Origin of the sequence: Erwinia wuhanensis (genome assembly GCF_030484085.1) — a bacterium.
GTDB lineage: Bacteria > Pseudomonadota > Gammaproteobacteria > Enterobacterales > Enterobacteriaceae > Erwinia > Erwinia aeris.
In genome coordinates this window covers 449,534-466,490 of record NZ_JAUJUH010000001.1, presented here as the reverse complement: position 1 = coordinate 466,490, position 16,957 = coordinate 449,534, and the positions used below count along the sequence as shown (strand labels likewise).

Below are 16,957 nucleotides of genomic sequence, written 5' to 3'. Positions count from 1 at the left end.
GCCATCCTCTTTGTTTGACAGGCTGAGCTGAATTCTCAGGCTGTCACTCCCGCTTCTGCCGCCAGCGTTTTGCCGGCCGTAAACGCCAGCCTGGCCAGATAACGAGCCGCCGGAAAGAGGGCGTTATCATCAACGCGAAATTCAGGATGATGCAGTGGCCAGGGGCCGCCGGAGCCGACCATCACAAAGGCGCCAGGGATCCGCTGCTGATAGAAAGCAAAATCTTCGCCTATCGGGCTGGCCGCAACGGTACGCGCTTCCAGCCCGCTGGCGCTGGCCTGTTCAAGCGCGAAAGCCGCCCAGCGCGCGTCGTTGCTAACCGAAGGCGGCCCCGGCTGCCAGTCCAGGCTGAGTTCTGCATTAAACGAGACGGCCAGGCCGCTAAGCAGCTGGCGCAAGCGGCGTTCGAGCAGGGCGCGGCTTTCGGCGTTAAAGGTGCGCACCGTGCCCTCCAGCCATGCCTCTGCCGGGATCACGTTCCAGGTCGTGCCGCTGTGGATCTGCGTTACGGAAACCACGGCGTTTTGCTCGGAGGGGAGATTGCGGGCGATCAGCGTTTGCAGAGCGGTAATCAGCTGGCCGGCAATCACGATCGGATCGTTGCCTTCATGCGGGCGCGCGGCGTGGCTGCCCGTGCCGGTAATGCGGATGGCGAAACGGTCAACGCCTGCGGTCAGCGCGCCCGCTTTGCAACCCACCACGCCGACCGGCAGGCCTGGGTCGTTGTGCAGGCCGAAAATGACGCTGGCTTTATCCAGCGCGCCGCTCGCCAGTACGGCTGGCGCGCCCTGGCCGGTTTCCTCGGCGGGCTGAAACAGAATACGCACGCTTCCTGCCAGCTGGCCGCGCTGTTGCTGCAGCAGGATCGCCGCGCCCAGCACTGCCGAGGCGTGGAAATCATGGCCGCAGGCATGCATCACGCCCGGCGTTTGCGAGCGGAAAGCCAGGTCGGTCTGTTCCTCAATCGGCAAAGCATCGATATCGCCGCGTACCACCACCAGCGGGCCTGGCCGATCGCCGCGAATTTCCGCAACCAGGCCTGTCGCCAGCGGCAGATCCAGCACGGTAATATCGTGGTTAGCCAGCTGCTCGCGCAGATAAGCCGTGGTGGCGACTTCCTGACCCGAAAGTTCAGGGAATCGATGCAGATGGTGGCGTACCTGGTGCAGATAATTTACAAGTTGCGTCATAATGCTCTCCCGGTTAGCCAGCGACTCTGTAGGACGGGACTTCATTTATGGCGTTGCCCCTGGCGCGCCAGGCTGCGGCGCCGCTTATTTAGCGGCTAAAAATGCGCCGCGCCGGCTGAGATAACAGCCGCCCCGTCAGGCTGGCCAGAAAGCCTACCAGCCTTCAGGAGATTGCCATAGTTGGATTCCGGTAAAGCACACTCGCTATTCAGAAAATGCAGACCTCGGCACGATCCGTTTAAAGCGCCGCGTTATCAACGATCTGTCTGTCGCTGATGTTATACAGCGTGGCGGTGGCAGCCAGCACCGACTGCGTCTCCTGGCCCGGCTTATGGGATTCCACATGGGTAATATGGTAACCGACCGCGCCTGCGGCCAGCGCCTTTTGCACCAGCGCGTCGTGGAGATCTTCCAGCGAGGTTGCCCAGCTGACTTCCGTTACGCCGAAAGGCGCGATCGAGGCTTTTTCCCGCTGAGACAGGCCTGAGCGAACCAGCACCGGCTCGATCGATTTCGCTGAAAAAATAGAGAGCACATCGTGAACTAACGCTTTCATAACTTCACTCCTCATTAAGGTCGCCCGTGGCGCACAGTGTTACGCATTTGGATTTATTGTTAATAAAAAGTAAACCTCAGGAGCTATACAACGCCTTTCCGCCACGTTGTATTTAGCTATTGCTGCTAATCAGGCGTGGAGAAATCTTCGTTCACATTTAAAGGCGATCCGCAGGAAGTTATTTGCATTCCATTACATGTGCCAGGGCGGAGAAGGGCTGACGCTGCCGGGGAAGGGGCTGCGCTAACCCTGAGGCGACCTGCTGGCAGGTCTACGCTTTCGGCTTACCCGAAGTGCATCGACTACCAGAGAGAAGGCGGGTGAAGGCTGTTTCCGGCTGGGATAATAGAGGTAGTAGCCGGGAAAAGGCCTGCACCACTGCTCCAGCACACGGATCAACCGTCCCTCTTCAATATGATTGCCGAACTCTTCTTCGGGTAAAAAAGCGATGCCAAGTCCTGCCAGCGCTGCGGCAACAATGTGTTCAGAAGTATTGAAAATAAGCTGGCCGCTGACGCGTACGTTCAAATCGCCGCCGTCCTGATCGAAGTCCCAGACGTATAGCCCGCCAGAGCGAACCATACGCTGGTTAATGCAGGCGTGCTGCGTGAGATCATGAGGCGTTTCGGGAAGAGGGTAACGTGTAAAATACTCCGGCGTTGCCACTGCGGCCATGCGTAGCTCAGGGCCGATGGGTACCGCGATCATATCTTTATCTATGGTATCGCCAAGCCGCACGCCCGCATCGAACCGATCTGTGACAATGTCACGAAATCCGTGATTGGCATCAAATTCGAGGGTGATGTCAGGATACTGGCGCAGCAGCGGCGTCAGCTTTGGCAGTAGCGTACTGTGCAAAACGTTGGGACCGCAGGTAATGCGAACCGTGCCTGCTGGCTTATCGCGCATCTCGGTAAGCATATCCAGTTCGGCTTCGATTTCATCGATACGGTTACCTATGGTCAGCAGTAAACGCTCGCCGGCCACCGTTGGCGAGACGCTACGGGTCGTACGCGTAAGCAGGCGAATTTGCATACGCTCCTCAAGTGCGGAAATCGCCTGGCTGAGAGCAGGCTGAGTCACGCCCAGTCTCGCGGCGGCGCGGGTAAAGCTCTTTTCACGCGCGACGGTAACAAAATAGAGTAGGTCGTTCAGGTTGCGTTTCATCAGGTGCAGATCTCAATCATTGATAAGCTGTAGTTATAAACCTATTAAGCATTCATTAGCTAGTAATGCTGTGCGCCACCTGTAAAATTTCCTCAGGCCAGCATTGAGAATGAATCAACGCCGCGTTTTTCTGTGCTATTCCCGCGAGTCGTTTTTAATCCTGATGACTATAAAGCGTTTTGGCGATAGCGGCTTGCTTCATGTAAATATTAATAAAAGCTATTGAGGACTCTCCAGTGAGAATATTAACCTTGTTATTAGGGCTGGCAATCAGCTCGTTTGCTGCAACCGGAGCCGATATGTCTGACGGCGCAGATAACTTTTATAAAAGCGATAAGGTTACCCGTCAAAAGGTGATTTTTAAAAATCAGTATCAAATGAACGTGGTCGGTAATTTATTTATGCCGAAAGGGATGAAGCAGGCAAGTAAAAATCCGGCTATCGTTATTGGTCATCCTATGGGCGCGGTAAAAGAACAAAGCTCAACTCTTTACGCCCAAAAACTGGCGGAGCAGGGATTCGTCACGCTGGCGATAGACCTCTCTTTTTGGGGCGAAAGCGAGGGGAAACCCGGCCATCTGATTTCTCCGGAAATCTATTCGGATGATTTTAGCGCCGCCGTCGATTATTTAAGTACGCAACCCTATATTAATGCAGAAAAAATTGGCGTGCTGGGGATTTGCGGCAGCGGCAGCTTTGTTATCAACGCGGCCAAAATAGACCCGCGTATGAAGGCCATCGCGACGGTCAGCATGTATGACATGGGGGCCGCTTTCCGTAATGGATTGCAGCATGCCGTAACGCCTGAACAGCGCCAGGCATTTATCAAAACGGCAACGGAACAGCGTCTTGCTGAATTTAAAGGCGGAGAAACGGTCTATATTCCAGGTACGGTGAACAAGCTTGACGATACAACGTCTGCTATTCAACGGGAATTCTTCGATTTCTACCGCACATCACGCGGTGGTTATACGCCGGAGGGCGAGAAAGAAGCGCTGACGACAAAACCGATGCTGAGCAGCATCGGAAAGTTTATGAACTTCTATCCGTTCAATGATATTGACACCATTTCGCCACGTCCGATGCTGTTTATTACCGGCGATAAAGCGCATTCCAAAGAATTTAGCGAAGATGCCTACCAGCGTGCCGGACAACCGAAAGAATTATATATCGTACCGGGCGCGGGCCATGTCGATCTGTATGACCGTACCGATCTTATCCCATTTGCTAAGCTGACCTCATTCTTTAAAAATGCCTTAAAATAATATCTGAAGCCGCATCCTGAAGGGTGCGGCCAGGCATCCCGCTATGGTTAACCGCTAATTCAGCGCTAAAATCCGTAACACGCTATCGTAACACATTGAAAATTATAATAAAAATATCTTTATTTTGTTTTTATCCTGTGCCAGCATTTGCCTGAATTTTCATCATAACGGCACAGGATGGCCCCAATGCAAAACAGTACGCCTACACCGCACGACGCAATCTTTAAAACGTTTCTGTCCAACACGCTCCACGCTCAGGATTTTCTGGAGCTGCATCTGCCTGAGGAACTGCGTGAAATCTGCGATCTGGACACGCTCAGGCTGGAGTCGGGCAGCTTTGTTGAAGACGATCTGCGAGCCTGCTACAGCGATATCCTTTACTCACTTAAAACCACCCGTGGCGACGGCTACGCCTATATATTAATCGAACATCAAAGCTCGCCAGACAGAATGATGCCTTTTCGTCTGCTTCGCTACGCTATTGCGGCCATGCAGCGGCATATGGACGCCGGTCATAAAATGTTGCCGCTGGTAATACCGGTGCTGTTTTACCAGGGCGGCCGCTCGCCTTATCCTTACAGCATGAGCTGGCTGGATCTCTTTAGTGAACCCAGGCTGGCAGCAAAACTCTACGGCGGCCGTTTTCCGCTGGTGGATATTACCGTTATCCCGGATGATGAAATTTTAAAGCACCGCCGGGTGGCGCTGCTGACGCTGCTGCAAAAACATATTCGCATTCGCGACCTGCATGATTTGTTTAATGAAATAACCCAGCTGATGCAGAGCGACGAACTGAGCGGACAACAGCAGGCCGCACTGATAAACTATATGATTCAGGCAGGAGAGACGCCCGATGTAAAAGGATTTCTCCACGAACTGGCACAGGCACTGCCGCAGCATAAGGATGAACTGATGACCATAGCAAAAAGACTTGAAGAGATGGGCAGGGAACAGGGATTACAGGTGGGACTCGAACAGGGACTTGAACAAGGCCGCAGTCTGGGACATCAGGACGGCGAGCGCGAAGCCAGCCTGAAAATCGCCCGCACCATGCTGGAAAAAGGATTCGATCGCGCAGCCGTGATGGAAGTGACCGGACTGTCAGAGGACGATCTTCGGCAAATTAAGCACTAACTTTCCTGCTTCCAGCTCCGCCGCCGGCAGCTTACCGGCAGCGTTGTGCTGTTCAGACAATAATAAACTCGCGATAGCCCGAAATAATCACGTAAACCGCGAAATAGCTGAAGATTATGGCAGAGGCCATATAGGAATATTTCAGCAGACGAGCACCCAGCAGCCTGCCGCCGAAGCTGCCTACCAGACATAAAACGCAGGTCCAGAAGACGCCCGCCAGGAAAAAACCGCTCAGAAACCAGCCCGAATCCGTTGTGCTGTGCTGCCCCATACGCGAAATCAGCGCGCCGCCGACGGTTGCGAACCACAGGATTGCCGTGGGGGAGGACATAGCAAGCAGCACACCGCGGCCAAACTCGTTGCGTAGCGGCCTGGCCTGCTGCGGCTCGTCAGTACGCAGTTCACCCTGACGACGAAACGCGGCCAGCGCCATTTTCAGCGCGAACCACAGCAGCATCGCGCCGCCGCCAATCCACAGTACCCAGCGCACCGCGGCAAACTGTAACAGCACCGTCATACCGGCCAGCGCCAGCAGCGCGTACGCCAGGTCGCCCACACAGGTGCCGATCCCAAGCCAGAAGCCATGAAAATAGCCGCGCTGCATGGCCAGCGTGATCATAGCGATATTGGCGATGCCGATATCCAGGCAGAGCGACAGGCTGAGAAAAAAACCGCTGGAAAATTGCATCACGAAAGCGTTCCTTATAGCCGATCCGCGGCCGTCATCAGACGGTGTAAAGCATGATTGCTCAACAGAAACAAAGTATCCTGGTTATTCATAGCGTTAAAAGGAAAAGTTGCGCCGCGAAGGAAAGTCAATCAACCCTGCTTAAGCGCACGTTTCAGCGCGGAGAAGATGGCAGGATCATTACACTGTGAGACATTAAAGCGCAAAAAATCCGCTGCCGAACCGGATTGGCTGAACGCGTTACCGGGCGCCAGCACGACGCCTTCTTTTAAGCAGGCGCGTGACGCCCGTGCGGCATCGGCACCTTCAGGTAGACGGCACCAGAGGAACATACCGGCCTGTGGCGTATGCCAGGGCAGGATATCCAGCGCCGCCAGCTTTTCCAGCGTGGTTTGCATCGCTACCGCCAGCCGTAACCGTACCAATTCCATATGGCGTCGATAGCCGCTGCCTGTCAGCGCGCTGTGCAGCAGCATTGAGGCAAGCTGACCGCCGCCGAAGCTGGTAGCAATTTTCAAATCGACAAGGCTGTCCGTCCAGTCTCGCCGGGCGACAATATAGCCGCAGCGCACCGCCGCCGAAACCGTTTTGGAAAAGCTGCCGATTTGAATAACGTTATGTAAACCGTCATACGCCGCCAGTCTTGGCGCGGGATGGGTTTCAAAATCGGCAAAGATATCATCTTCCACAATAATCAGCCCGGCCGCTTCCGCAAGCTTAAGCATCTGATGGGCAACCACTGGCGTAAGCGATACGCCAGTAGGATTATGGATACCTGCATTAGTGATATAAAGCCGGGGAGCGTGGTTTTGCAGGATTTGGGCAAACGCCGTCAGATCTGGCCCCTGCGGCGTGAACGGCACGCCGACGATCTTTACCGGGTGAGCGCGAAGCAGCGCGTGAAAATTGAAATAGCAGGGATCGTCAACCAGCACGCAGTCTCCCGGCTGGAGTAAAAAACGGCAGATCAAATCTACGGCCTGGGTGCCTGATTCGGTCAGCATGATCTGATCTGCCGTCGCGGTAATCCCCGTTTTCGCCAGCTTGCGGCCTAAAAACTGGCGTAGCTCTGCGTGCCCATAGGGCGAGGCGTAGTCGGTCAGTAGCGCGCTCTGCGCTCGTGCCGCCATGCGCATCGCTTTGCGTACGCCTTCTTCGTACAGCCATGAGGGTGGCAGCCAGCCGCAGCCGGGCTTAAGCAGCTGTGGATCCGCCTCCAGCGCCTGGCGCGATATCCATAAAGGATCGATATCGCGCTCTTTATCGGCCGTCAGCTGCGTTAAATCAAGCGGAGCCGCCGGGCCTGATACAAAAAAACCGGCGCCGGGCCGGGCCGCAATGAGGTTTTCAGCGGCCAGCCGTTCATAAGCTTCCACTACGGTAGAAACCGACACGCCAGAAAGGCGCGCCTGCTGGCGCACGGAGGGCAAGCGCGCGCCGGGAAGATAAGCGCGGGCGGCTATCTGTTTGCGCACCTGCTCCATTACCGAAGCGATACGTGTCTGGCTACGCGGCATGGCGTTCCTCACGCCTGTACTGCATTCACAGCCAGTACAGTTCAGATTAATTGTACTGGATTGTATCTGGCGTAAGCGATCCTGCCAATGCTTAACTGAGCGAAGTCCAACGGGAGAAAGCATGAAAAATAAAGCGAACGGCTGGCTTAGCGGGCTGGCGGGTGTGGTGATTTTTGCCGGATCGCTACCGGCAACGCGGCTGGCGGTGGCGGACTTCACGCCGCTGTTTTTAACTTCTGCGCGCGCCAGCCTTGCGGCGGTGGCGGCACTGCTGCTGCTGGCGCTCGGTCGTCAACGAATGCCGCAGCGTGCGGATCTGTTTTCGCTTATGGTGGTTGCTATGGGCGTAGTGATAGGTTTTCCGCTGCTGACGGCTTTTGCGCTGCAGGACGTTTCCGCCGCTCATTCGCTTATGTACCTTGGGCTGTTGCCGCTCTGTACTGCCGCCTTTGGCGTGGTTCGCGGCGAGCGCAGGCCGCAGCCCGCTTTCTGGCTATTTTCGCTGGCTGGCGGCGCTGTTGTGGCGAGCTACGCGCTGGCCGCTAAAGAAAGTCATGCTTCATGGCAGGATTTACTGACCATAGCGGCCGTGATCGTCTGCGGCGCGGGCTATGCGGAAGGCGCTCGTGTGGCGCGCGGACTGGGCGGTTGGCAAACTATTGCCTGGGCGTTAGCACTGGCTCTTCCGGTAGCGCTGCCCATTGCTGCGCTGACCTGGCCAGCTTCGTTCCAGGCGGTGACGTTTTCCGCATGGATGGGATTAGGCTACGTCTCGCTGTTCAGCATGCTGATCGGCTTTATTTTTTGGTATCACGGCCTGGCGAAGGGCGGCACGGCGGCGATAGGGCAGCTGCAGCTGCTGCAACCTTTTATCGGCTTTGGTTTTGCGGCACTGTTTCTGCACGAAAGCATCAGCGGCGTAATGCTGGCATGCGCTTTGGCCGCGCTGGGCTGCGTGGCGGGCGCAAAAAAATTTGCCTGAGGGTGAACGAACCGGCGGCATGGGCTGCCGGTTCGCAGGCCGAAGGTTAATCGTTTTCGAGTTTTTCCGGCCAGGCCACGACAGGGAAAGCGTTCAGCGTGGACGGCGCGAACAGCGCGCCCTGGAAGTTGCAAATGCCTGCCGACTCCAACCACATCCACTCTTCGGGCTTGTTAACGCCTTCGGCAATCACAGCGATCTGCAAAGAGGAGCAAAATTTCAAAATCGCCTGCACGATAGCCTGTTTCGGGCCGCTTTTATGCACGTCGGCAATGATGTTGCGATCGATTTTGATTTTGTCAGGCTGAAACTGGGTCAGCAGCACCAGCCCGGCAGAACCGGCGCCAAAGCCATCAATCGCCAGGCTGATACCGGAAGCCTTGAGTTTTTTAATCGCCGCCTCGAATTCGTCCGCGCGGAATACCGTGCCGTTCTCCGTGACCTCAACAACGATTTGCTCAGGCACCAGCCCGTTAGCATGGATCGCCTCCAGCAGGAAATCGACCGCATCCGGCACAATCGCCAGCGACATCGGCAGCAGGTTGATCGACAGCGTCAGGCCATTAATGCCCAGCTGCTTCGCCATCGCAAAAACGTGCTGTTTGGATTTAAGATCGACGCTATACCTTTCACTGCGCGGCAGCCCGGCGAGATAATCGGCCGCCGACATACCCGACGTTGGGCGCATAACGGCCTCAAGCGACACGATCTGGCGGGAAAGCGGATCGATAATCGGCTGAAAAGCGAAGCTGTAGTCGGCCGTGGCCGAGGGAACGGCCTCGCGGGGCAGCGCTTCCTCGCGATCGACAACGAACTCCCAGGAGTCGCCCGGCGGGATCTCAAAATAGTTTTCCCGTTCGGTGGCGTCGACAAACACGCGCAGGAACTGCAATGCGCGATCGTCGTAAGTCAGCTGATACTTAGAGGTGCCTTTATCGAGCACGGCCTGCAGCACGTTTTCCGGGTCGTATTCACGCAGGTCGAACAGTTCCATGCCGACATTGCCAAAACGTCTGGCGGGCGCGTAATCGCGCATCAGTTCTACCAGATTATGGTGCCGGGGATCGTTGCAGATCTCCTCATAGATAGCGGACACAGCGTCCTCCGGGCCCTCCAGCACCTGGAAAAAGTGGGTGCCGTTGAACAATAAAATGCCCGTCACACTGTGTGATTCGTTGACCTGATTGGCTTGTTCGGCCAGTTTCCCCAACGTCTTATACGCGACGTCATCGGAAATATGGCTACGATAGATGATGGTTGACAGCATGGGGGCTTCCAGATTTTTCGCTATTTTATGCATACCTTACCAGATGCCTTTGCGGTGTTGTCCAGCGCAATTTGAAATCGATTAAAATTCAGCTTGTGGCGTCAGCCCGCGAGCTTACTGGATTTCGACGACGTAGTCGTTAACCGGCGTAATTTTTTTAATCAGCCCATGGTTAAAAAGAAAAGTTTCATACTGCCGATAGCGCTGGCGATCCAGGCGGGCCGGGTCGCGGGCAAACAGCGGCAGCGTTTTTACCCATGCCTGTCTGTTCAGCCCGGTGTTCAGCTCAGGATGCAATTTAGCGAATGCCCGCCAGCTTTCTTCAGGATGGGCCTGCAAGTAGTCGTTGCCCTGCTTGAGCGCTATCAGGAACTTTTTGATAGCGGGTTTGTTCAGGCTATCGCGATTCGCCACCAGAATTAGCTCATCATAGGCCGGCACGCCGTAGTCCTCGACGTTGAACACCACGGGATCTTTGCCCTGAAGCTTCACTTCCAGCGCTTCAATATTACGGTAGCCGCCGATGACCGCATCAACTTTGCCGGTCAGCAACGCGCTGGTCAGCTGAAAATTGACGTTAACCAGCTTAACGTCGCTGAGTTGCCGCTGGTCGTGCTGCAGCATAGCGGCGAGCGTGGCCTGTTCGATGCCGCTGACGGAATACCCCACCGTTTTCCCTTGCAGGTCTGCCGGAGAATGCACGCTTTTATCAAGCGTAATCAGCGTGTTGAGCGGGGAATCAATCAGCGTGCCGACGCGTACCAGCGGTAAGCCCTGGTCGGCAAAAAAGTGCAGCTGTGGCTGATAGGTCACCGCCAGATCCACCTTACCGGCCGCGACCAGACGTGGCGGCAACGCCGGATCGGAAGGCGGAATAATCGTCACATCCAGCCCCTGAGCCTTAAACGCGCCAGTCTGCTGCGCCACCATAATCGGCGCGTGATCGGGATTAACATACCAGTCCAGCATCAGCGTCAGCTTTTGCGCCGCGCTGGTGAAAGGAGATAACGTTGCTACCACCAGCCCACAAACTAAAGCTTTTTTCATTATCTTGTCCTTACGGTGATTAACGCTCCGGCGACCAGCGGATCAGGCGGCGCAGCAGGATATCGGTACTCAGCCAGAGCGCAATCGTCATGGCTACCAGCACAAACAGGGCGGCGAAGCAGAGATCGCTCTGCATTCGCGCGTTAGCATTCAGCATTACAAACCCCAATCCTTCGGCGGAGCCCACCCATTCGCCGACAATCGCACCAATGGGCGCGACGGCGACCGCCATCCGCAGCCCTGAGCCAAAGGCCGGCAGCGCCGCCATCAGCCGCACATGCCGCAGCTGCGAAGCGGAAGAGGCACCCATCGTGCGCGCCAGATCCAGATAGTCCTGTTCGACCCGCCGTAAGCCATCAAAAAAAGCGGAGGCAACCGGGAAAAAAATCACCAGGATCGCCATCACAATTTTGGCGCTGATGCCGAAGCCAAACCAGAGCACCAGCAGCGGCGCCAGCGCAAACACGGGGATCGCCTGGCTGGTCAATACCAGCGGCATCAGCCAGCGTTGCAGGCCGGGCGAAAAGGTCATCAGCAGCGCCAGCAGGGCGCCGAGCAGCACGCCCGCGATAAGCCCGCCGGCGATTTCAGTAGCGGTAATAAGCGTGTGGTAAGCGAGATAGCCAGCGTTATCCCGCATAGCCGCAGCCACGGCGATGGGCGAGGGCAACAGAAAAGCCGGGATGCTGCCAGGCGTGGCCAGCTGCCACAGCGCCATCAGCCCGACAAATACCGTGACGCCACGGCGTATCGTTGCTGCATTCATGCCATGTCCTCTGTCAGCTGGCGCATAAGCTGCGCCTGGCTACGCAATAAATTGGGATCGTCGGGCGCTCGCGGCGGCTGACCAGCCAGCTCAGGAAGCTCGCTAAGCCCGGCAGCAGAAAGGATCAGCAGGCGATGACTGAGGCGACAGGCTTCTACTGGATCGTGCGTAATCAGCAGCACGGTGCAGTCGGCCAGCAGCTCTGCGGCCAGCGCCTGAATTTGGGCGCGGGTAATGGCATCAAGAGCGGAAAAGGGTTCATCCATTAGCACAATGGGCCGTCGCTCGTACAAGGTCCGGGCGAGCGCGACACGCTGACGCATCCCGCCCGACAGCGTGGCGGGCAGCGCGCCGGCATTGCCAGCCAGGCCCACGCGTTCAAGCAGATGTTCTGCCCATTGTCTGTCAGCTTTCTCGCCGCGTAAACGCGCACCCAGCGCGACATTGTCGATCGCGCTAAGCCACGGATAGAGCAGATCCCGCTGTCCCATCCAGGCGATGCGTCCGGCAACCGGCAGCCCATCGCTACCCAGCACCGATCCTGTCGAGGGTGCAAGCAGCCCCGCAATGATCTTCAGCAGGCTGCTTTTACCGACGCCGCTGGGGCCAAGCAGAGAAGTAAAGCGGCCACCTGCCAGCGTAAAGCTCAGCTGCTTAAATAACGTACGATCGCTAAAATGCAGGCTGACCGCCTTCACCTCTATACCCGGCGTCATCGCGCTTCCGGCGTAGCGCAGGCAGCATCAAGCCCCATCTGCCAGAATGCCGTTTCCAGCCGTGTCGCGGTGGCGAATATTCCCGCCAGCGCCTCAAAGCGGCTCGCGCCGCCGCGCTGGGCGGCCAGGTTTTCAAACAGCGTCAGCGAAGCCTGCACGCCGCTCAGGTAAAGCGGAGCGCCATAGTTTTCAATCCACGGCGCGTAGGGATTGCCGGTCAATACGGTTTGCGTATCGTTCAGCAAGCCGACGCCGATCTCGGCATAGCCAGCCACGCAGGGCATTAGGGCGGTCAACAGATCGAGCGCGTCGCCCGCGTGACCAATATCCAGCACATAGCGGGTATAATTTAGCGTTTCTGGCGCCTCGGTTTCCGTCGCCATCGCCTTCCCGGTCAGGCCCCACTGCGCGCAGTAGCGCACGTGGAGCGGCAGTTCGTCGACGATGGCGTTCAGCGAGCGGATTGCCGCACGCATCTCCGGCAGCGTTTGAAATTTGCTGACCAGCAGCGCGTAGGCGCGGGCAAAATGGATAAGGAACAGATAGTCCTGGATAAGGTAACGGCGAAAAGCCGACGCAGGCAGGGTGCCGTCAGCCAGCTGGCGAACAAAAGGGTGATGGATATAGTGCAGCCAGCGATCGCCGGTCTGTTGACGCAGCCGTCCGTAGAAACCGTCAAACACGGAACCTCCTCAATACTTGAGATCCGGTCAGGCGCGGGAACGTGCGTTATCTGGCTCAGCCGTCCCTTCGCTGGCATGACCCAGATCAGGTTCAAAGGGTTCGGCTTGCGCCATCTCAGCCCGTAACAGGACACCCCTCGGTGCGTATTGTTATACGGTATTTACTTTCTGTTTACAATGCGCAGGCTCAGCACCATTGTGGATTCAGGTCGCTGGCCGCTATGGGTTATTAATAGCGCCATTCGGTAACATTCTGAAAGCAAAAAACCGGTCGGAAGCCGCATGCTGTTCTAAGCTAAAAACTGGTTTGTAATGTGATGCGGAGTCGTATGAAACAACAAAATAAGACTATTGGAATAGCGCCTTACGGTGGTTCAGCGGGGGGTTGGGGAGCGTTAAAGGCCGTTGCCGACGCGATCCGCGGCCAGATGTCGGTCAAACAGGACGTGATCGCGTTGTTTAAAGTCAACCAGCCGCAGGGCTTCGATTGTCCCGGCTGCGCGTGGCCCGATCCTCAGCACGGTTCCTCCTTTGAATTTTGCGAAAATGGCGCCAAGGCCGTTTCCTGGGAAGCCACCAGCAAGCGCACCACGCCGGAATTTTTCTCTGCCCATACCGTCAGTGAGCTTTGGCAACGCAACGCTTTTGAGCTGGAAGGCGAAGGCCGTCTGACTCACCCGATGAAATACGATGCGGCCACCGATACCTATCAGCCTATAGAATGGGAAACTGCCTTCCGTGAAATCGGCGAAAAGCTGCAAAGCTACGAAGATCCGGATAGCGTGGAGTTCTATACCTCAGGCCGCGCTTCTAACGAAGCAGCGTTTCTCTGGCAGCTGTTCGCGCGCGAATACGGCACTAATAATTTCCCGGATTGCTCCAATATGTGCCATGAGCCGACCAGCGTCGGCCTGCCGCAGTCCATCGGCATAGGCAAAGGCACCATCGAACTGGAAGATTTCGATCACTGCGATCTGGTGCTGTGTATCGGCCATAACCCCGGCACTAATCATCCACGCATGCTGGGTACGCTACGTGAAGTCTCCAAACGCGGCGCAACCATCGTGGCGATCAATCCGCTGCGGGAAAGAGGGCTTGAACGCTTTACCTCTCCGCAAAGCCCGGTAGAAATGCTGTCGCTCAGCTCCACCACGCTCGCTTCTACCTATTACAAAGTGCGCGTTGGCGGCGATGCCGCCATGCTGAAAGGCGTGATGAAGTGTCTGCTGGTGATGCACGAGCGGGCGCTGGCGGCCGGAGAGCCCGGCGTGCTGGACGAAAGCTTTATCAGCGAACATACCGAAGGTTTTGACGCCCTGAAGGCGGACCTGGATGCCACCGACTGGCCGCATATTCTGAAAGTCTCCGGTATGACGTTTGAAGAGATCCAGAATATTGCCCACCTGTATGCCAAAGCAGAAAGAACCATTATCTGTTACGGCATGGGTATCACCCAGCACCAGTACGGCACGCAAAATGTACAGCAAATCGCTAACCTGCTGTTGATGCGTGGCAATATCGGCAAGAAAGGCGCGGGCATCTGCCCACTGCGCGGCCACTCTAACGTACAGGGCGATCGTACCGTCGGCATTACTGAAATCCCGCCGCAGTCGCTGCTGGACAACCTGGAAAAAGTGTTTGGCTTTAAGCCGCCGCAGAAACATGGACACGGTGCGGTGCAGGCTATTCAGGCGATCCGCGACGGCCACTCCAAAGCACTGCTTTGCCTGGGCGGCAACCTGGCGGAGGCGATCTCCGATCCGCAGCAAACCTTCGAGGCGATGCGCAAGCTGGATCTGGTGGTGCATATGGCGACCAAGCTGAACCGCTCGCATCTGCTGTTGGGCAAACATAACTATCTGCTGCCGGTGCTTGGCCGAACCGAAATCGACAGGCAGGCATCGGGCGAGCAGAGCGTGACCGTGGAAGATTCCATGTCGATGGTGCACGCCTCGCGCGGCTCGCTGAAGCCCGCTTCGGAATGGCTGAAGTCGGAGCCGGCCATCGTAGCGGGTCTGGCGAAAGCCACGCTGCCCAACACTAAGGTGAACTGGGACAGAATGATCGGCGACTACAGCTTTATCCGCCAGGCTATCGAAGCCGTTTTCCCGGCCTTTGAGGATTTTAACCGCAAGATCCTACAGCCGGGCGGCTTCCGTCTTTACAACGCCGCGTCGGAACGCAAATGGCTGACGCCGTCGGGTAAAGCGCAGTTTAAGAGCATGCAGGGCATTAACGAGGATCCTCGTTCGCTGAAGTGCCACGATTTGGTGCTGACGACGCTGCGCAGTCACGATCAGTACAACACCACGCTGTACGGGCTGAACGATCGCTATCGCGGCGTGACGGGAAGGCGGGACGTGCTGTTTATCTCGGCAGATGAGGCAGAAAAACGCCGCCTGCGGGTCGGCGACAAGGTGCATATGGTGGCGCTCGATCCGGACGGCAAGCAGACCTCGCGACGCCTGGATAATCTGACGATAGTGGTTTACGACATGGCGCCTGGCTCGGTCGCGGCCTACTATCCGGAAGCCAACGTGCTGGTGCCGCTGGACAGCTTCGATACCGAAAGCGGTATTCCGGCTTATAAAAGCATTCCTGTCGCGCTGGAGCACGCAGAAGCGACCGAAACGTCGGGCACGCTGCGCTAAAAATGGGAAGGAGGGGGCGACCTCTCCTTTTCTTCCTGACCCCGCAAAAATAAACGTAATGGCTTTAAAATTGCTTCAGCTGAGCGTACCCTGAGCACGCAATCCTTTCTCCTGCGAGGTTACTGAGCTTCCCGAATATCCGCAGTAATAAAACGAGTAATCAGCACAGAGTAATAAAGAACATAACTCGGATAAAATCGCATAGATATCAAAACGGGAAATTACGGATAGCCTTTCGGAAAACTGACCTAAGTTGAGGTCAATAACATGTTAAAACCTCCTGATACTTTAATGGATAAATAGCGATATTAAGGAAATAAAATGCGGCAGAGGATAATCGTATGTCCTGTGATTCAAAACGAAGGTGAGTATTTGCTTTGTAAAATGGCTGCGGATCGTGGTGTTTTTCCGGGGCAGTGGGCCTTGCCTGGTGGAGGGATGGAGGCGGGCGAAACACTGGAAGAAGCCCTGAGGCGCGAAATAAATGAAGAGTTAGGCGAGGAGCTATGCATCACAGATATTCAGCCCTGGACTTTTCGTGATGACATCCGAACCAAAACGTACCCGGATGGCAAAACTGAAGAAATTTATATGATTTATCTTATATTTGACTGCATCAGTACTAATCGAAATATTACTTTTAACGAGGAGTTTCAGGAAATCGCATGGGTCCCCCCTGAAACCTTAAAAGCTATGGATCTGAATGAAGCGACTCGTATCACATTTGCCCACAAGGGGCTTATTTAGCGGCCTGCCCGGCCGCTAGCCCGGTTTATTAGGATGTGAGCCCCCTTATTTTTGATTAAAATCAAAATTATCTGTTAAATATTTCCTTAACTAAAATTTTTACTTTCGCTTGCTTCACAAACTGATTTTTCACCACTACTTTTTCTTTCAACAGGCTTTCTTAATTTCCCGATAGCCTGTGCTACAGGCGCTTTTGCGCGCAGACGCAGGGATAGTGTCTCTTTCGAACATTATACCTGCTGGTTGCCATCAGCCTGAAGGATACTTCTATGAGAGAACTTGATGCTTCAGAGTTAATTTACGTAAACGGAGGAAGCGATAGCATTACCAGTGGCCTGACTGAAACCGAAACAACGCTAACAACCCGCGGCGGAATTAAAGATTATGATGGCTGGCAAAGCGGTGCGATAGGCGCAGCGTTAGGAAACGCGCTGTACGTTTTGGGAAAATCATTAGGCTGGTGGAGTTAAAAGAGAAAATCCAGGTGTTTAATCGATACTATTGAAAATGGGATTCAGGGACGTTCGGCAAAATAATCAGAATAGTTTAAGGAGGCGATCAATCAGCATTTTTGTTAAACA

16 protein-coding genes and 1 riboswitch are annotated in these 16,957 nt (G+C 55.6%); of the genes, 6 read left to right on the top strand and 10 right to left on the bottom strand.

All coding sequences use genetic code 11. From position 1 onward, the window contains the following. Positions 1-35 precede the first annotated feature (35 nt). From QZH36_RS02110 to QZH36_RS02100, 3 genes are all read right to left on the bottom strand, one after another. Positions 36-1,190 carry an amidohydrolase gene (locus QZH36_RS02110; RefSeq protein ID WP_301729550.1) on the bottom strand — a complete coding sequence of 385 codons (1,155 nt, stop codon included), beginning with the start codon at positions 1,188-1,190 and terminating at the stop codon, positions 36-38. 238 nt (positions 1,191-1,428) lie between these two features. Beyond that, positions 1,429-1,746, bottom strand: coding sequence for a YdgH/BhsA/McbA family protein (locus tag QZH36_RS02105; RefSeq protein WP_301729549.1), 318 nt, complete (start codon positions 1,744-1,746; stop codon positions 1,429-1,431). Positions 1,747-1,989: 243 nt separating this feature from the next. Next, positions 1,990-2,913: a LysR family transcriptional regulator gene (locus QZH36_RS02100; RefSeq protein ID WP_301729548.1), complete on the bottom strand. Its 924-nt coding sequence runs from the start codon at positions 2,911-2,913 to the stop codon at positions 1,990-1,992. A gap of 299 nt (positions 2,914-3,212) precedes the next feature. Between QZH36_RS02100 and QZH36_RS02095 the strand changes: the two genes are divergently transcribed. Both QZH36_RS02095 and QZH36_RS02090 read left to right on the top strand, forming a co-directional pair. Beyond that, on the top strand, positions 3,213-4,178 hold the full coding sequence (locus QZH36_RS02095) for an alpha/beta hydrolase (RefSeq protein ID WP_394148673.1): 966 nt from the start codon (positions 3,213-3,215) through the stop codon (positions 4,176-4,178). Between the two features lie 186 nt (positions 4,179-4,364). Further along, on the top strand, positions 4,365-5,312 hold the full coding sequence (locus QZH36_RS02090; RefSeq protein WP_253454138.1) for an Rpn family recombination-promoting nuclease/putative transposase: 948 nt from the start codon (positions 4,365-4,367) through the stop codon (positions 5,310-5,312). 52 nt (positions 5,313-5,364) lie between these two features. Here QZH36_RS02090 and QZH36_RS02085 read toward each other — a convergent pair whose 3' ends face one another. Both QZH36_RS02085 and QZH36_RS02080 read right to left on the bottom strand, forming a co-directional pair. Further along, positions 5,365-6,003 carry a LysE family transporter gene (locus tag QZH36_RS02085; protein WP_253454136.1) on the bottom strand — a complete coding sequence of 213 codons (639 nt, stop codon included), beginning with the start codon at positions 6,001-6,003 and terminating at the stop codon, positions 5,365-5,367. A gap of 128 nt (positions 6,004-6,131) precedes the next feature. Further along, complete coding sequence (locus tag QZH36_RS02080) at positions 6,132-7,517, bottom strand: aminotransferase-like domain-containing protein (protein ID WP_301729546.1); 1,386 nt, start codon at positions 7,515-7,517, stop codon at positions 6,132-6,134. Between the two features lie 121 nt (positions 7,518-7,638). On the opposite strand from QZH36_RS02080, the gene QZH36_RS02075 reads away from it, so the two are divergent. Beyond that, positions 7,639-8,499, top strand: a complete 861-nt coding sequence (locus QZH36_RS02075; protein ID WP_253454132.1) for a DMT family transporter — start codon at positions 7,639-7,641, stop codon at positions 8,497-8,499. Positions 8,500-8,545: 46 nt separating this feature from the next. Here QZH36_RS02075 and QZH36_RS02070 read toward each other — a convergent pair whose 3' ends face one another. The 5 genes from QZH36_RS02070 to QZH36_RS02050 all read right to left on the bottom strand — a co-directional run bounded on the left by QZH36_RS02070 (position 8,546) and on the right by QZH36_RS02050 (position 12,978). Further along, positions 8,546-9,766: a diguanylate phosphodiesterase gene (locus QZH36_RS02070; RefSeq protein WP_301729545.1), complete on the bottom strand. Its 1,221-nt coding sequence runs from the start codon at positions 9,764-9,766 to the stop codon at positions 8,546-8,548. 114 nt (positions 9,767-9,880) lie between these two features. After that, on the bottom strand, positions 9,881-10,813 hold the full coding sequence (locus QZH36_RS02065; RefSeq protein ID WP_253454128.1) for an ABC transporter substrate-binding protein: 933 nt from the start codon (positions 10,811-10,813) through the stop codon (positions 9,881-9,883). A gap of 19 nt (positions 10,814-10,832) precedes the next feature. After that, on the bottom strand, positions 10,833-11,579 hold the full coding sequence (locus QZH36_RS02060) for an ABC transporter permease (protein ID WP_253454127.1): 747 nt from the start codon (positions 11,577-11,579) through the stop codon (positions 10,833-10,835). Further along, positions 11,576-12,295: an ABC transporter ATP-binding protein gene (locus QZH36_RS02055; RefSeq protein WP_301250808.1), complete on the bottom strand. Its 720-nt coding sequence runs from the start codon at positions 12,293-12,295 to the stop codon at positions 11,576-11,578. The genes QZH36_RS02060 and QZH36_RS02055 overlap by 4 nt, the downstream gene beginning before the upstream one ends. Then, complete coding sequence (locus QZH36_RS02050) at positions 12,292-12,978, bottom strand: TenA family protein (protein WP_301729544.1); 687 nt, start codon at positions 12,976-12,978, stop codon at positions 12,292-12,294. The genes QZH36_RS02055 and QZH36_RS02050 overlap by 4 nt, the downstream gene beginning before the upstream one ends. A gap of 45 nt (positions 12,979-13,023) precedes the next feature. Then, positions 13,024-13,126, bottom strand: a riboswitch (TPP riboswitch). Between the two features lie 181 nt (positions 13,127-13,307). Between QZH36_RS02050 and QZH36_RS02045 the strand changes: the two genes are divergently transcribed. The 3 genes from QZH36_RS02045 to QZH36_RS02035 all read left to right on the top strand — a co-directional run bounded on the left by QZH36_RS02045 (position 13,308) and on the right by QZH36_RS02035 (position 16,846). After that, positions 13,308-15,629 carry an FdhF/YdeP family oxidoreductase gene (locus tag QZH36_RS02045; RefSeq protein ID WP_301729543.1) on the top strand — a complete coding sequence of 774 codons (2,322 nt, stop codon included), beginning with the start codon at positions 13,308-13,310 and terminating at the stop codon, positions 15,627-15,629. A gap of 321 nt (positions 15,630-15,950) precedes the next feature. Then, the gene (gene nudI, locus QZH36_RS02040) at positions 15,951-16,376 is read left to right on the top strand and encodes a nucleoside triphosphatase NudI (RefSeq protein ID WP_253454119.1); all 426 of its coding nucleotides are present in this window, start codon (positions 15,951-15,953) and stop codon (positions 16,374-16,376) included. A gap of 269 nt (positions 16,377-16,645) precedes the next feature. After that, a complete protein-coding gene (locus QZH36_RS02035) occupies positions 16,646-16,846 on the top strand; it encodes a hypothetical protein (RefSeq protein ID WP_253454117.1) in 201 nt (66 codons plus the stop codon). Positions 16,847-16,957 lie beyond the last annotated feature (111 nt).

What these genes read in the sequence shown, in the direction of transcription:
- QZH36_RS02110 (WP_301729550.1), bottom strand. Translation starts at nt 1,190, where the DNA reads ATGACGCAACTTGTAAATTATCTGCACCAGGTACGCCACCATCTGCAT.
- QZH36_RS02105 (WP_301729549.1), bottom strand. Translation starts at nt 1,746, where the DNA reads ATGAAAGCGTTAGTTCACGATGTGCTCTCTATTTTTTCAGCGAAATCG.
- QZH36_RS02100 (WP_301729548.1), bottom strand. Translation starts at nt 2,913, where the DNA reads ATGAAACGCAACCTGAACGACCTACTCTATTTTGTTACCGTCGCGCGT.
- QZH36_RS02095 (WP_394148673.1), top strand. Translation starts at nt 3,213, where the DNA reads ATGTCTGACGGCGCAGATAACTTTTATAAAAGCGATAAGGTTACCCGT.
- QZH36_RS02090 (WP_253454138.1), top strand. Translation starts at nt 4,365, where the DNA reads ATGCAAAACAGTACGCCTACACCGCACGACGCAATCTTTAAAACGTTT.
- QZH36_RS02080 (WP_301729546.1), bottom strand. Translation starts at nt 7,517, where the DNA reads ATGCCGCGTAGCCAGACACGTATCGCTTCGGTAATGGAGCAGGTGCGC.
- QZH36_RS02075 (WP_253454132.1), top strand. Translation starts at nt 7,639, where the DNA reads ATGAAAAATAAAGCGAACGGCTGGCTTAGCGGGCTGGCGGGTGTGGTG.
- QZH36_RS02070 (WP_301729545.1), bottom strand. Translation starts at nt 9,766, where the DNA reads ATGCTGTCAACCATCATCTATCGTAGCCATATTTCCGATGACGTCGCG.
- QZH36_RS02065 (WP_253454128.1), bottom strand. Translation starts at nt 10,813, where the DNA reads ATGAAAAAAGCTTTAGTTTGTGGGCTGGTGGTAGCAACGTTATCTCCT.
- QZH36_RS02060 (WP_253454127.1), bottom strand. Translation starts at nt 11,579, where the DNA reads ATGAATGCAGCAACGATACGCCGTGGCGTCACGGTATTTGTCGGGCTG.
- QZH36_RS02055 (WP_301250808.1), bottom strand. Translation starts at nt 12,295, where the DNA reads ATGACGCCGGGTATAGAGGTGAAGGCGGTCAGCCTGCATTTTAGCGAT.
- QZH36_RS02045 (WP_301729543.1), top strand. Translation starts at nt 13,308, where the DNA reads ATGAAACAACAAAATAAGACTATTGGAATAGCGCCTTACGGTGGTTCA.
- nudI (WP_253454119.1), top strand. Translation starts at nt 15,951, where the DNA reads ATGCGGCAGAGGATAATCGTATGTCCTGTGATTCAAAACGAAGGTGAG.
- QZH36_RS02035 (WP_253454117.1), top strand. Translation starts at nt 16,646, where the DNA reads ATGAGAGAACTTGATGCTTCAGAGTTAATTTACGTAAACGGAGGAAGC.